At 70.8% G+C, this 15069-nt stretch carries 9 protein-coding genes and 1 pseudogene; 5 read left to right on the top strand and 5 right to left on the bottom strand.

Annotation, left to right across the window (positions count from 1 at the left end):
* Window positions 1-69: 69 nt before the first annotated feature.
* Window positions 70-552, bottom strand: coding sequence for a DUF456 domain-containing protein (locus AB0I98_RS07610; protein ID WP_362936725.1), 483 nt, complete (start codon window positions 550-552; stop codon window positions 70-72).
* A 396-nt stretch (window positions 553-948) separates the two neighbouring features.
* Here AB0I98_RS07610 and AB0I98_RS07605 point away from each other — a divergent pair, with 396 nt between their 5' ends.
* The gene (locus AB0I98_RS07605; protein WP_362936722.1) at window positions 949-2643 is read left to right on the top strand and encodes a protein phosphatase 2C domain-containing protein; all 1695 of its coding nucleotides are present in this window, start codon (window positions 949-951) and stop codon (window positions 2641-2643) included.
* Window positions 2644-2673: 30 nt separating this feature from the next.
* Here AB0I98_RS07605 and AB0I98_RS07600 read toward each other — a convergent pair whose 3' ends face one another.
* A complete protein-coding gene (locus AB0I98_RS07600; RefSeq protein WP_362936719.1) occupies window positions 2674-4017 on the bottom strand; it encodes a helix-turn-helix transcriptional regulator in 1344 nt (447 codons plus the stop codon).
* Between the two features lie 217 nt (window positions 4018-4234).
* On the opposite strand from AB0I98_RS07600, the gene AB0I98_RS07595 reads away from it, so the two are divergent.
* Complete coding sequence (locus tag AB0I98_RS07595; RefSeq protein WP_362936716.1) at window positions 4235-4840, top strand: hypothetical protein; 606 nt, start codon at window positions 4235-4237, stop codon at window positions 4838-4840.
* Between the two features lie 423 nt (window positions 4841-5263).
* Window positions 5264-5680, top strand: coding sequence for an ATP-binding protein (locus tag AB0I98_RS07590; protein ID WP_362937151.1), 417 nt, complete (start codon window positions 5264-5266; stop codon window positions 5678-5680).
* 65 nt (window positions 5681-5745) lie between these two features.
* On the opposite strand, the gene AB0I98_RS07585 is transcribed toward AB0I98_RS07590, so the two are convergent.
* Entirely contained in the window at window positions 5746-6795 is a 1050-nt protein-coding gene (locus AB0I98_RS07585) for a DUF2637 domain-containing protein (RefSeq protein WP_362936713.1), read from the bottom strand.
* A gap of 305 nt (window positions 6796-7100) precedes the next feature.
* On the bottom strand, window positions 7101-7949 hold the full coding sequence (locus AB0I98_RS07580) for a (2Fe-2S)-binding protein (RefSeq protein ID WP_362936710.1): 849 nt from the start codon (window positions 7947-7949) through the stop codon (window positions 7101-7103).
* Between the two features lie 166 nt (window positions 7950-8115).
* On the opposite strand from AB0I98_RS07580, the gene AB0I98_RS07575 reads away from it, so the two are divergent.
* The gene (locus AB0I98_RS07575) at window positions 8116-8943 is read left to right on the top strand and encodes a GntR family transcriptional regulator (protein WP_362936707.1); all 828 of its coding nucleotides are present in this window, start codon (window positions 8116-8118) and stop codon (window positions 8941-8943) included.
* Window positions 8944-9021: 78 nt separating this feature from the next.
* Here the strand turns inward: AB0I98_RS07575 and pglW are convergent.
* A pseudogene (gene pglW / locus AB0I98_RS07570) lies at window positions 9022-13761 on the bottom strand (BREX system serine/threonine kinase PglW).
* A gap of 260 nt (window positions 13762-14021) precedes the next feature.
* On the opposite strand from pglW, the gene AB0I98_RS07565 reads away from it, so the two are divergent.
* A complete protein-coding gene (locus tag AB0I98_RS07565; RefSeq protein ID WP_362936704.1) occupies window positions 14022-15029 on the top strand; it encodes a hypothetical protein in 1008 nt (335 codons plus the stop codon).
* Window positions 15030-15069 lie beyond the last annotated feature (40 nt).

Raw genomic sequence — 15069 nt, 5'->3', positions numbered from 1 at the left:
CAATATGGCGGGAGAGGTCCGATCAATCGAAAGCAGCGGAGATCCACAAAGCAGCGGAGATCCAGGGCGTCAGCCCCAGAGCACCGCCCCCAGCCACGCCCCGAAGATCACCAGGCATGTGAACAGCTCCGCCAGCACACTGGAGCCCCCGTTGCGCATGGCCGTACGCAACGCCGCCCTCGCCTCGCCGTGGCGGCCCAGCCGGAGGCGCTCGTACAGGTAGATGCCGCCCATGAAGCCGGGGATGGCGCCCAGTACGGGGATCAGGATGAAGCCGAGGAACGCTCCCGCACCGGCGTACACCCCCATCCGGGGCGTGGCGCCGCTCGCGCGCAGACGCCGGGGCGGCAGGGTCCAGCGGACCACCTGGGAGAGGAGCAGCGCGACGGTGGCGCCCACGAGCACCCACCAGGCGACGGGCTGCGGATCCTGCAGCGCCCACCACATGACCGCGGCCCACACGAGCCACGACCCCGGCACGCCGGGCACCAGCACTCCGCACAGGCCGAGCACGATGACCACGCCGACCAGCAGGAGGTCCAGGACTCCCATCTGTCCAGGGTGCCGGAGTGGAGGAGAAAGCGCAGGCCAGTGGGGCTGGACCAGTCGTACGACGGCGAGGAGACCTGGACCCGGGCGTGCGCCCGCAGCACGGCGGCGGTGGCTGGAAAGCGGTGGTGAAGCACAGCAGGGCGACAGGGGAGCAGGTCACACTCAGGGGTGCGGATGACGGATGCGAACGGCGATTCGGTCACCCAGATCGTGACCCGGTCCTACGACGCCTGCCCGCGCGTGCAGGGGATCGCGGGCCCGGGTCACTCCGGCGTCGCCGGGCGGTTCTCCCGTGGGGGGTGGGATCGCCCGGCGACTTCCCTGAGCATCACGACCGGCGGTGGATTTTCCGGATGCCCCGTTTTCATCCGGCCCGTGCGGTGGACAATTGGGGGCATGAGCCAGCAGGGGGGAAGTCCCACCGGTCACGAGGACGACTGGTGGAGGCAGCTGTACGACGACTCCACCGACGACACGGGCCCCACGGCCGCGCCCGACTCACTGGACGACCGGTTCGCTTCGGCGGCGGGGGCGGTGGGGGAGGGGAGTACGTCGGCTTCGGCGGTGGAGGACGGGCACGCTGCCCAGACGCCGGGAGCGGGTCCCTCGCCGGGGCAGCCGCAGCCGACGCCGGGGGCCAGAGTGCCCCCGCCGCGTGCCGAGGCCGCCCCCACAGAGGGCACAGGACGGCACCGCGCCCCCGGGGAACCCCCGCCCACCGCACCTCCATCCCCGGCGAGCTTCCCACCCGGCCCCATGCCACCCGGCTTCACCGACCAGCCACCTTCGACGACCGGCGCCGCCCGCACCTCGACGGAGACCCCGGCGACGACGACTCCGACGTCCCCGACACCGGATGACGGACCGCCGCCCACGCAGGACGCCCCGCCCACCCCGAACGGCACGAAAAGCGTCCCCCCGTCTCCCACCCGACCGACCCCGGCCACCGAACCCGCCCGCCCCACCCCCCGCCACGGCACGGAGGCCCTTTCCAAGCCGCCACCCACACGCCCGGCCGCCGAGCCCTCTTCGGCACCGCCGCCCCCCGAACCCCCCACCACGTCCTCGCCCGCCCCCCATGTCACCCCCACCCCCACCCGCATCGACATCCCCACCGCCCCACCCCCCCACCTCGACTACGTCGGCTCCGGACCCCCCACCTACGACGCCGAACCCACCGCGCTGCCCCCCGCCGACCCGGACGATCTCGATGATCTGGTCGCTGACACCGTGCTCGACGGAGCCCAGTACGGGACGTGTTCGTTGCGGGCTGTTTCGGTGCGGGGGGACTCCGCGCGGTACCGGGGTGAGCCGCGTCGGGACTCGTTGCTGACCGCGCGGTTCGGCGGCGGGGAGGACGCGTTGATCCTTGTGGCGATGGCGACCGGGGCACGGGCGACGCCGGGGGCGCACCGGGCGGCGGCCGAGGCCTGTCACTGGATCGGGCGGGCCGTGGGCCGCAGTCATGCGCGGCTCAGCGAGGACATCCGGGCGGCCCGGCGCGGTGATCTGAAGTCGGGGCTGCACCGGCTCACCGACCGCAGTCTCGGCAAGCTCCGCGCCAGCGCGGCCGAGCAGGGCATCGACCCGGAGGAGTACGCGGCCACCCTGCGCTGTCTGCTGCTGCCCGCCGACCCCGAGTGCCGTACCCGCGTGTTCTTCGGCGTCGGCGCGGGCGGACTGTTCCGGCTCAGGGACGGCGAGTGGCACGACATCGAGCCGTCGGTCGGCGACATCACCGGCGAACCCGTCGTCGGCTTCGGCTCGCTCCCGCACGAGACGCCCGAGGGTGACCGGCTCACCATGGACCTGGGCATCCCGACGCCCCCGAGCCCGTACGAGCCCGCCCCCGAGCCGCCCCGCGAACCCTTCCGCTTCCGCGCCTCCGTCGCCCGCCCGGGTGACACGCTCCTGATGTGCACCGGCGGCCTGGCCGAACCCCTGCGCGGCGAACCGGAGTTGTGCAAGTACCTGACCGGCCGATGGTCGGGCCCCACCCCACCCGGCCTCGCCGCGTTCCTCGCCGACACCCAGACCCGGGTCAAGGGATACGCCGACGACCGTACGGCCGCCGCCGTTTGGGAGGCGTGACCCAACGTGCCGCGCCCGTAAGGGCGTTGCTCACTCGGTCCAGGGGCTCCACTGGAGCTGGTAGTACGAGTACCGGGACAGGCCCTCGATGCTGCTCGTGCGGAACGGGCGGCCGTGGTCGTCGATACGGACCGTTCCGGAGCGCCCTTGCGAGGACCAGTCGAGCTCCAGGAACCAGCGGCAGTCGCAGGTCTTCGTCGTCGCGGTGACCAGCAGCACCTCCGGGTCCTCGGAGGAGACCCGGTAGGGCATGCGCACGGCCGGGATCGGGCCGTTCTCGTCGCCGCCGTCTACCGGGCGGGCGATGGGCCGGTTGATGTCCAGGTCGACGGCGAAGTAGCGCGGCGACAGCGATCCGCCGCAGCCCTGGTCCATCGAGTACGCCTTCCCGGCGACCGGCTCGCCGCGGCCCACCACCCGGACGCGGAGCGCCTCCAGCACCACGGCGGTCTTGGAGCGCCCCTGCACGGAGATCTCCACCAACTGCTCCCGCCCGTGCACCGCCCCCAGCGCCCTGGCCCAGTTCGCGGCGTCCTGCGGCGGAGGCGGCGGAGGCACCTGCTGCGGCGGCTTGTCGATGACATAGTCATGACTGCAGCCGAGCGCCCACTCATGGGAGTCGGCGGTCCAGGTGAGCGGCACGTCGGCCGTCCCGGGCGGCGTCTCCGCACCGCCGGAGGAACTGCCGCCGGACTGCCCGTTGCCGGAGGCAGTGCCACCGCCGCCGGTGGGCGGCGCCGACGTGGCCGCCTTGCCACTGACCGACGGTGACGGTGTGGCGGATCCGGAAGAGGAGGAGGGGCTGGGCGACTTGGGCGAGGCGCTCTTCGGTGCGCCGGACGTCGTCGTTGGGGTGGGATCGGCGAGCCTGCCTTCGGACTCCACCGAGGAACTCCCGTCCGGCAGCGCCGACAGAGTGCCCAGCGTGGCCAGCAGCACGGCGGCCACGGCAGCCGTGGTGACGGTGAGGCGGCGTCGGCGGTACCAGGGAGTGGCGCGGGGAGCAGCGGCCACGGCGACTCCCGTAGCGCCGGCCGCCGCAGCTCCCGTAGCACCGGCTGCCGCGGCTCCCGTAACGTCGCCCGCCACCTGCGTCATCTCCGGCTTCCCTGCCGGCCGCTGTCGCGCCGCCACCGCCGCCAGCCACAGCCGGTGCAGTTCCAACCGCTCCTCCGCGGACGCCCCGCACAGCGCGGCGAAGCGTTCCACGGGGGCGAAGTCGACAGGGACCGCTTCGCCCGCGCAATAGCGGTGCAGGGTCGAGGTGTTCATGTGCAGGCGGCGGGCCAGCGCCCCGTAACTGCGGTCCGTACGGTCCTTCAACTGCCGCAGCAGCGCCGCGAACCGCGCGACGTCGTCCTCTTCCGGCACCATTCCCCCGTATCCCCCTCCTGGGACGCCATCCCAGGCACCCCCTGTATCTGCACGTCGGACGGGCTGGGACGGTTCCACCGTCGCCGACGGTGCGCCGGAGGTTGCGCCCGCCCGCCGTGACCGCTGATGCTCTGGAGGCCGCACCGACCAGGACCGGGCCGACCACCCGGAGTCGCGGGCGGCTCCTGTCGTTCACACACTCACCACGGGGACACCCATGCTCAAGCAGACCCGCGCAGGCGCGCTCACCCTACTCGCCCTCACGGGCCTCACGCTCGGTTCCGTACTCACCGCACCGGCCGGCGCGACACCCCGCACGGGGTTCCTCTCGGCCGCCGACCTGCCGCCGCACCCGTCCTCCTCCTGGACCGCGGGCGCCATCACCGACGGCGTCCCGGAGGAACTGCTGCAGTGCCTGGCGGACGCGCTGCCGGGCTACGACTCCCGCTACCGTGCCTTCCACACCGAACTGGACGCGAGCGCCCGGCAGTTGAACATCGTCACGGGCACGCCCGCCAAGGCCAAGGCCCTCGCCACCCGGCTCAACAAGGAGATACGGACCTGCCCCGCCCGCATCGAGCGGGACCCGGAGATCGAGGCCACGCACAAGGACTACGGCACCCTGCCCGTCGAGGAGGGCGCCCGCGTGCACGGCCTGCACACCGCCGCCTCCTGGGGCGCGACGGACATCCACCTCCTGTCGGTCGGCCGGGACGGACGCACCGTCACGGTCGTGGAGTGGTCGCAGCTCGGCGACTTCGACGACGCGCCGGTGAGGGCCTTCAAGAAGACGACGACCACGGCTGTCGCCAAGCTCCACTGAACCTCCACTGAACAAGGTCTGAAAGCGGCGATTTCCGGCCAGCTTCACGGGCCGGGGGAACTGGTCGGACCCAACTGCCCCACGGCTTCGTCGCGTACGGCGGGATCGGCAGCGGGCCATGGGCAGTTGGGCCGATCCCCTGCAGCCGCGTCCCCGTACGGCGTGCGGCGTAGGAACGGCGACCCGGCCTGTCCCGAGGCGGCCTCCACCAGGGTTCATCGACAGCGCGGCGGCTGTCGTACGCATGGCCGAACAGCCGGTCGTTGACGATTCCACATGACTGTCGAGTGAGCCAACGGGCATGGATCCCCGTGAACGTGTTCGAGGCAGAGGGGAACCGACATCGGCACGCAGGCGGGGGTCATGAAAAGGCAGGCACGAGGGGGCGGTCCCACGGCGATCGGGACCTTCTCGGCTCACATGGTGGAGGAAGAGGCCGACGGCGCCACGGCGCAGCCGCCGCAACTGCGGCGCAGACTCGGACGCGCGGACCTCAAGGCGGTCCCGGAGGCACGCAGGGCACTGCGCGAGCTGTTACGGCACTGGGGCAAGCCCGGGCGGTCCGAGATAGCGGAACTGCTCACCAGCGAACTCGTCACCAACGCCATCGTCCACACCGACAACGACGCGGTCCTGACGGCCGTCGTAGGACCCCGTGGACTGCGGGTGGAGGTACGGGACTTCGTCGCCCGCAGGCCCCGGCTGTGCGTACCGAACGCCGACGACGGTACGCACGGCAGGGGCCTGGCCCTGGTGCAGTCGCTTGCGGACGCCTGGGGCGTACGGCCGCACGGGGTGGGGAAGGCGGTGTGGTTCGAACTCGACGCGGGGGCCGCGTGACCGCGAAAGGGGGTACGGCCCCGGGCCGTACCCCCTGACGTCGACTGCGTTCGTCCCTGGCCTTCCTAGCCGAACTGCTGCTCCAGATCCTTGAGCTTGCGCTCCAGGGAGTCGAGGCGCGGCAGCGCCATCGTGTCGTCCTCGGCGGTGAGGTCGACGGTGATCGGGTCAGAGCTCTGGCGGACGGGCTGAAGGGAGGGCCGTGAGCGTACGGGCAGTGGCTCCGAGGTGGATATGGCAGGCTCCGCGGTGACTCGATCGGAGTCGCGCTCGAGGGCCGGCATCTCCATCGGCCGCCCGGGGCCGGGGCCGCGTCCGACGAAGCCGCGGTGCCCCCGGCTGATCGCCTTGAGCTGGGCCCGCTCGACCCGCTCCTGCTCGCGCCGGCGCAGTCGGGCCGCTTCCTTCTGTCGCTTGTCCTCGCGCACCTCGTCGACGGCCTCGTCCAGGCTGCGTACGCCCTCGAGGAGCATCAGCGACCAGGCCCTGTAGGTCTCGCGGGGCGCCCGCAGCCAGCGGACGACACGGATCTGCGGCAGCGGACGCGGCACCAGGCCCTGCTCGCGCAGCGCGGCCTTGCGGGTCTGCTTCAGCGCCCGGTCGAAGAGGACGGCCGCCGACAGGGACATGCCCGCGAAGAACTGGGGGGCACCGTCGTGGCCCAGCCCCCTGGGCGCGTGCACCCAGTTGAACCAGGCCGCGGCGCCGGCGAACGTCCACACGAGTATCCGGGAGCCGAGCGCCGCCTCACCATGGCTGGCCTCGCGCACCGCGAGCACCGAGCAGAACATGGCCGCACCGTCCAGGCCGAACGGGACCAGGTACTCCCAGCCGCCGGACAGGTTCAGGTTCTGCTGGCCGAAGCCGACCAGGCCGTGGAAGGAGAGGGCGGCGGCGACCGCCGCACAGCAGAACAGCAGGACATAGGAGGCGGTGCCATAGATGGCCTCCTTGCGTCTGCGGCGCTCCTCGGCTCGCTCCCACGAATCGTCCGCGCTCGCATCCTTCCCCGAGGAGCGCTTGCCGCGCGCGAGCACCGCTACCGCCGCCAGCATGCCCAGGAGCAGTACGGCGCCCGGAAGCAGCCAGTTCAGCGATATGTCGGTCAATCTCATCTGGGGTCCCTTGCATTGGGATAGGGCGTGTAACGCCCGCCATGGTGGCCCAATTCGACCGCCCCTCAGGGGGTTTCGGGGCAAGAGGCCGCCAAGGAAGTGCAAGGGGATGCCCAGGGCGGCGTTCTGCTCGAACTGCCGCGTGAGGGGCGGGAGTTGAGTTCGAATAAGACTACCCGTACGGATGGTTCGACGGAAAGTTCCCGCGAGAAGTGAGGAAATTGTGAATCGCCTGTAACCGTGGGGCTGCCGAGTCCGCAGTTGATCTTACGGGGTGGGTGGGGGTGCGGTTGTCTGAGGGGTCCTCAACTGGCCGCTTCGGCCAGGAGCTTGACGACGCGGTCCGCGTCGCAGGTGCGCGGGCAGGTGGCGCAGGCGTCCTCGGGGTCCAGCGTGTAGAACATGCAGCAGCTCGCCCGGTCCCGGGTGGGGAGTGGTTCGCCGCCCGGCCCGGTCAGTTCACGGAAGGCGGCGGAGCCCACGTACGGCTTGGTCGCCCCCGGCAGCAGCAGCTCCAGCTCACGCCTCGCCCGCTCCTGCTCGCCGAGCACCTCGGCGACGTACCAGAGCCCCTCGACGATCTCGTCGGTCGCCATGCCCCACAGTGCCCGCCCGCGCCGCCGCATCCGCGGACCGAATGCCGCGAGCACGGGTTCCAGATGCTCGGCGACGGCCTCCCGCACTTCGCCGCGCAGCGCCTCCTCGTCGGCGACGACACGGGCGCCGGGCAGGGCGGCGGCGGGGTCGCCGGGCAGACAGGCGAAGCTGTGGGCGCGGACGGCCAGGCGGCCGATGTCCAGGTCCGGGACCGTCCGGTCGTACGAGACGTCCGTCACGTGGAAGCGGGGCACCCGGCGGCTCAGGAACCACGGCACGGTGATCAGCAGACAGGCCGGCCAGGCGTACCGGTGCAGGCCGAAGCTGGCGACGACATCCGGTCGCGCGCGCTGTCCGTAGTCGCGAAGAACCTGTGCGTCGTCCCAGGCCAGGAACGCGTCCAGCCCGGCTCCGCCCTCCGCGAGCGCGTCGGCGGCGATCCAGCCGCCGTCCCGGGGGACCTGCTCCCCGGCGGCGAGCTGGGTGATCGGCAGCCCCGGGAGGACCTCGGCCAGACGCGTGTAGGCGTCCGCGAGGGCCGAGCGGGGCACGGGCATACGGGACCGCCGATCTGGTGTCATTCCGGGCTGGCTAGAGGTAAGCCTTACCTTACCCAACATCATTGAGATGTGAACCGGCCGCTTCTGGCCCTATGGTGCTTGACGGACGAGTAACAACCCGCCGTAATGACCCCAAGTACCGACAAGGCCGGAGGAGGACCCCGTGAGGCAGGGCACGCAGGGCTCCACGGAGACGGGGCATCCGGAGCGGGCGCGGATGCCGGCCGGCGGACCGCGGGTGCCGCCCCAGCCGCGGGCGGCCGACGTGGACCGGGGCCGGGACGCGGCAACCGCGCCCGGGCCGGGAGCCGACGGCGTCCGGGGTGAGCACACCCACAGCGAGACGCCGATTCCGCGTCCCCGCCCCACCGTCCAGCGGTCCTCCGTGCGCGGACAGATCCTCGACGCCCTGCGCACCGCGCTGGTCTCGGGCGAACTGACCCCGGGCGAGCTGTACTCGGCGCCCGCGCTCGGCGACCGCTTCGGGGTCTCGGCGACGCCCGTGCGGGAGGCGATGCAGCAACTGGCCCTGGAGGGCGCCGTCGAGGTCGTGCCCAACCGTGGCTTCCGCGTCATCGAGCGCGGCGCCCGAGAGCTGGCCGAGCTGGCCGAGGTCCGGTCCCTGATCGAGGTTCCCGTGATGCTGCGACTGGCGCGGACGGTGCCCGTCGAACGCTGGGCGGATCTGCGCCCCCTCGCCGACGCGACGGTACGAGCGGCCGGCACCGGCTGCCGGGTGACGTACGCCGAGTCGGACCGGGCCTTTCACCGCGGGCTGCTCGCCCTGTCCGGCAACGAGCAGCTCGTGCACCTCGCCGAGGACCTCCACCGCCGGGCCCAGTGGCCCCTGGTGGGCGGCCCCGCCGGACGCGGGCGCGCGGAGCTGCTCGCGGACGCGGCGCAGCACACGGCACTGCTGGACGCGTTGATCTCGCGGGACCTGGACGGGGTGCGGGCGCTGGCGGGGGAGCACTTCGCGGGGGCGAGCTGAGCGGCCCCACTCAGGCCGTGGCCGCACTCAACCCGCGGCCCCGCTCAGGCCGTGACCCCACTCAAGCAGTGACCCCGCTCAGGCCGTCGCCGCCGGTGGCGCAGGAGGCGCCAACTCCCGTGCCAGCCACGTCGGTACGCCCCCCAGCAACCGGAACAGCCGACGGGCCTCCTCCCGCAGACGCGAAGCCTCCGGCTCCACCTCCGCGTCGGCCAGGGACACCAGCGCCGGCGCCGTACCCACGAGATAGCCCAACTCCTCCCGGATGCGCAGGGATTCGGTGAAGCCATGCCGCGCCTCCGCCAACTCTCCGTCCCGCAGGGCGAGTCCGGCCAGATGGCGCCAGGTGAACGACAGCAGGAGCGGGTCGGAGTGGGCCGTGGCGCCCGCGTGGGCCCGGCGGTACGCGGCGCGCGCTCACTGCGTCATTCCCCCTCGATGTGCAGCCAAGTCCTTCAGGAAGTCCTCGGTCAGCACCACGCGTTCCGCGTCGCCGCCCGTCACCTCCACTGTTCGTCCGTCCAGCTCCGGTGCGCCGTGCGCGTTGTGCGAGGGGGTGAGCAGCCACAGTCCGTGCGGTCGGCCGCCCGGTTTGCGGGCCTCCCGCTGGAGCCGCACCAACAACTCGTGGCCGCCCGCCTCGTAGTAGTGGGCGAGCAGTCCGGCCGTGTGGATGAACAGCACCGTCCCCGGCTCCCGATCGGCCGCCTCCTCCAATCGCTCCGCGACCCGAGGCCATATCCGCACCACGAACGACCTCAACCCACCCGGCAGTTCACCGCTCCTGGTGTACCGGGTGTCCGCGCCCAGCACCTTGGACCAGTCCGTGCCGTGCTCAGTGGCCAGCGCCCGGAACTCCTCCAGGAAGACCCGCGCCAGATTCACCGACACCACCGGGAACGCTCTCGCGATCGCCTCCGGCACCGATCCGTTCTCGCCCCGCATCCGCTTGACCGCTACGTTCAGCGCGAGGAAACCGCCGTCCCGTACTGCGGAGTTGAGTTTCGAGGTGAGCAGGGCCACCGGATCCCGCCCGGCCCCCGCCCTCGCCGTCTGTGTGCGGGAGGACGCCGTCGTCGTGCCCGTGGACGAGTACAGCCAGCTGCTGCCGCCGCCCACCGGGGCGACCGGCATCGGCGGCTTGAAACGCTGCTCGGTCGTCTCGTACGTCAGCGGGAAGCCGGCCTTCTTCAGCGCGTCCTCGACCTCGACATACGTGGGCTTGCCGAGCGCCATCTCGGGGAAGCGCGAACGCAGCCGGGCCAGCAGCCCGTCCAGGCTGATGCCGACCTCGCGGCGTACACCCGCCGCGGCCTGCGAGATCTGCAGGGCCCGCCACAGCTCCAGCGTCTTGGGGTACACCTCAAGGCGCGGGGAAGCGGCTGCCTTCACCGACGCCGCCGCGGCGAGTGTGACCAACCGGGCGTCGGGCAGCGGGTCCATGCCCTCGGGCGTGGCCACGGCACGCAGGTCACGCAGCGCCGCGCTCCGGTCGGGAAGGGGATTGCCAGCGGCGATCTTCTCGGCCGCGTCGCCCAACGCTATGGCGTACGCGGCGAGTTCATCTGATGTCGGGTCGTCGGACCCGTCCAGCGACTCCAGGGCGACGATCAGCCGCCCCCGGCGCCGAAACTGTGCGAGTCGGGGCTCGTGCTCCTCGTCGCGACCGGTGAGCAGCGTCTCGGCGGTGACCGCTGCCCGTACGACGGCGAGCGCGGCGGCCTCCGTGCCCTCGCTGGTCGTGCTCTCCGAGCCATGACTGGCGGCGAGTACCCGGGCCAGTTCGCGAGCGGTCATCACGCGGCCGGCGTCCCGAACAGCGTCGACCAGTTCACTGCACAGGATGTCCATCCAGCCTGCCTCGGCCCAGTCGCCGATGGCCGAGCCGAGGTGCTTGGAGACCGTGTACTCAGAGGCTTTGACCGCCTCCGCGACCTGCCGGTTGGTCGGCCAGGTTCCGATTTCCGAGTTGCCGTCGAGCCCGAGCCAAGCCGCGACCACTTGCGGCCGCTTGTTGTCCCTGCGGCCTGTCGGCTCCGGGTTGAGGAGGGCCGCGAGCCGCTCCACGTTCTGCCGGGCCTCGTACTGCGCGCCGAGTTTGCCGTCTGTGACCGGCCCGAGAGCCTCAACCGGCTTTACCGGCACGGCAGTCGCGGCCTTGGACTTCCTCGGACGGAGCGCCGCTGCCCACTGCCGGTGCCGCCGGTTGAGCTCCTTCTTCACGACCGCGCCGATCCCGCGTTTGTTGCGGAAGCGAGGCAGTGGTATGTCGAGCAGCTCGCCGACCGTCACCGCGCCGAGTTCCTCGGCTACCGCCGCCGCCCGCTCGGTCAGCCCCGCGTCCCTGAGCGTGGTGGAGAGCTTCGCCTTGTCCGCGTACAGATCGCGGATGTCGTCCTCGGGCAACCCCTCAGGCAGGCCGCCGCCCCCCAGGAGCGACACGGTGTCCGTGGCCGGAGGCGGCTGGGTGCGGTCGGCGTCGGTGAAGATCGCCCGCCAGGCGTCCCGCATCTGCCGCAGTGTTTCGAAGCGGCGGTTGACGTCCCGGTGCAGGGCCCGCTCGAAGAACGTCTCAAGCCCCGGACGCAGTACGGCTACGAAGGCATCGGAGGCGAGGAGCGGGGTTTCGTCCTTCATGGCGGTCAGTGGGTCGTCGGTGCCATTGCCCCACGTGGGCCGCTCGGCGGCGGCCAGCTCGTGCAGGACGACGGCGGCCGCGTACCGCTCCGCGTAGTCGTCGTACACAGGCCGTCGTGCGTCACCCAGGAACGGGTCGAGGTAGCCGCGGGTGCCTGCCTTGATGTCCCGGTCGGAGACGGCCGCCAGAGAGAAGTCGAACAGCATCAGCTGCTGCTCGCCATCCTCCCTGACCTTGATCCCGAGATTGTCGGGTTTGAGGTCGCGGTGGCGCATGCCCCTGGCGGCCAAGTCGTCCAGCGCCGTGAAGAGATCCTCGCCACAGGTTGCCAACTCCTCGTAGCCCAGCGGCCCGTGGCTGCGCAGCCGCTGGCCCAGCGTCTCGGGGCCCGCGTATTCCAGGGCCAGTACGGTTCGGCCGGCGAGGGTGCGAGGACCCTCGTACAGTTTGACGATGCGGCCGCTGCTGACCTGCTGCAGGGCTGCGGCCTCGGAGGCCAGACGCTCGTTTTTCTCCGCGTCCAGAGCGACCTTGAGGACCCGTTCCTCCTCCACTCTCCGCCCACGTTCGTCCTCGCTGACGCGGGTCACGTACAGGGCGCGCGCGGTGGAGCCCGTTCCCAGCACCCGCTCCACTGTCCAGTCGCCGTCGACGGCCTGTCCGGGTGTGGCGTCGAGAGGGTCGGCCTCCACGGCGATGGCCTGGGCGGCACGGGCCTGCTCGGCTTCGTCGAGCCGGGCGAGGAAGGCGTCTGCGGAGTCGAGACGTTCGTCGACCGAGGCCCGGGTGGCGGCGTACACCAACTCGTCGAGGCCGGAGTCGACGGCGTCGCTGACCGCGTACATGTGCAGTCCGCCGTCGGCTTGGAGTCGTTCCTTGAGCGCGGTGCGGGTTTCGGCGGGCGGCATCCCCGTCAGGATGTGATGGGCGACCGCTCCGAGGCCGAAGACGTCCAGGTCCACGGGGTCGGGAAAGTCGGCATCGGTCTCGGGCGCGAGGTAGCACTGGGCGGCGTCCTCGATGTGCTCCCCGGTGAAGGAGGACTCGCCGAGCGAGCGCAGCGAGGTGGTGTCGAAGTCGCGTGCGGACGCCTGCCAGTCGATGATCCGTAGCACGGGGTTGCTGCCGTTCCCTCGTGCGCTGACGTACACCGAGCGGGCAGCCAGCGCGCGGTGGTAGAGCGAGCGGCGGTGGGCGTAGCGGACGGCCTCGGCGAGCTGGCGGACCATGTCGCGGCGTACCGCGTCGGTCAGCTTCGCGCCGTACACAGCAAGGTAGTTGTCCAGACGGAGATCGCTCTCACTGTGGCGGAACAGGATCGCCGGACCGCCCTGGTGCTGGCGCAAGGTGACGGCCTGGGCGATGCCGCGGTGAGTGATGCCCTGGAGCACCTGGTACTCGCGTTCTGCGGCCCGGGTGGCGGAGCGGCGCTGTTCCTCGCTCGCCAACTGCTCGACGAGGTAGACCCGGACCCGGCCCTCTTCGTGGATCATCTCCTTGCGTTCCGCGAGCCGGTCCTCCCAGGTGGGGCCCGCGTCCAGGGGGCGGGAGGAGAGCTTCCAGCCGTCGCCGAAGTCGAGGTGGGCCGTGGAGGCTCGCACTCCGATCTTCTTCATTAAAGCGGGGAGGTGCTGGGCGAAGTTCTCGGTGATTCGCAAGTTCTCGCGCTCCGGCGGGATGCTCAGGAAGTCGTCCCAGATGCCGGGCAGCCCCGTCCTGGAGCCGTCACGTCCGTACGCATGAGTGCGCTGCACTGTGTCCAGCTCGCTGTCGAGCAGCGGATCGGAGAGGAAGACGGCCGGGTCGATGCGCGGGATCCGTTCTCCGGGACAGATCTCGCGGGCGGCCTCCTGGAGGCGGGACTTGAGTTCCTTGGACTTCAAGTCGGTGAGGTGTAACGGATTGCGGATCGTCCGGATCCGGCCGTCGGGTGCGTGGAAGCTCCAGGTGTCGCCGCTGTTGACGACTCGGCCCGGGTGTCCCTTCAGCTCGACCAGGTACAGGCCGCGGGGGACAGCGATGAAGAGATCGCACTCATTGATACGGCCGCTCATGGCGGTGAAGGAGAAGGTCGCCCAAGCGTAGTGCGGTGCGGTGACCGGCATCCGCTGCTTGAGGTGATCGAGGGCCGCCTGCTCCCATGGGAACGGTGACGGCCGTGTCTGATACCAGCGTTTCACCTTAGGTGGACCGGGCCTGGGGGGCACCTGGCCGGCTGCTGCCGCCACCGCCGTTCACCGCACCTTTCGTCTGCTCGATCCACGCGCCTATCGATGTGATCCGTGGGGAGCATGATGAGATGCGGTGAATCGTGACATGGTCATGTGGTCAGACAAGCGAATGTGACATCTTGCCAGGTGGGAGGGGGTATCGCACAATGTCGCGATTCGGCCATTCTGTGGCTGGTATGCCATGCGCATGGCGCACCCGCCTACGATCTGTGGCACTCAATGAACCGCAGGCGGGAGAGGCGGATATGGCCGGGGCGGTACGCCGACGAACCGTGTTTTTCCTCGAGGTGGTGGAAGCCAAAGACGGCCAACCCCGCATGGAGCCCCAACCCTGGAGGGACTTCCTCGACCGTGTCGCAGCCTCGGAGCCGCACGATCGGATCGTGCGCAGCGCGGACGATCAGTTGGTAGGGATCGTGGATACGGCCGCTGCGGCCGACCATCTGCAGTTGGCCAAAATCACCGGTGAGGTGCCGCATCAACTCGACCACAACAACGGCACTATTGAAGCTCTGCAGCTCGCGGCTGGTACGGATGTTGTCCACGTGACCACCCTGTGTTTCCTGCCGTTCGGAAACATCATCGGTGCCCTGCACGGCGGTTTCTCCGCGCCGCGCGTTAGCGCGATCACCAAGTGGCTGAACGGGATCGGGCTCCCGTGCGGTGAGGTCGTACTCAGGCCGGTCATCCACACACGAGCCCGTGAGAAACTCAACCGAATCGAGGCGGTTTCGGAGTTCACTGTGCAACTCGAAGGTGCCCCGGCGGACTCGGTCAGTTCCTTGAGTGCACGAGGCGAACTCGCCGACTCACTGCGGAGCTTCGGGCAGCGTCATCCCGACACCTCCATCACCCTCTCTTTGAAGGTTCCCAGGCGCGGCGGGCGGCTGAGCAAGCTCCGCAGGAATCGTGCCGCGACCCAACTGCGCAGCGATGTACTGCAGTTCATTCCCGATCTCGATGAATGGATGGACGAGTCAGGTGTCGTGCGCTCGGTCAACGGCCAGGTCGCCATACGGGACCCGCACCGGCAGTCCCTTGAGTACGAGCCGCTTGACTTCCTGGCTCACCGCATCACGGCACAGTGCGACGTGCCGATCGCGTTCACCGACGGCCGGTCGGTCGATCTGCGTTACGCGGTCGACGCGATCTTCGCTGCGGCCCGTACGCATGAACGTGCGCTCCAGGAGGCCTGCCAGCACCGGCCGTTAACCTGAGCGGCAGCGTAGGAGTTGGGGGCCGACGTGCTGGATTGGC

Origin of the sequence: Streptomyces sp. NPDC050211 (assembly GCF_040656035.1) — a bacterium.
Classification (GTDB): domain Bacteria; phylum Actinomycetota; class Actinomycetes; order Streptomycetales; family Streptomycetaceae; genus Streptomyces.
Note: the sequence above shows the minus strand (reverse complement) of the source record. Positions and strands in the feature narration are given on the sequence as shown.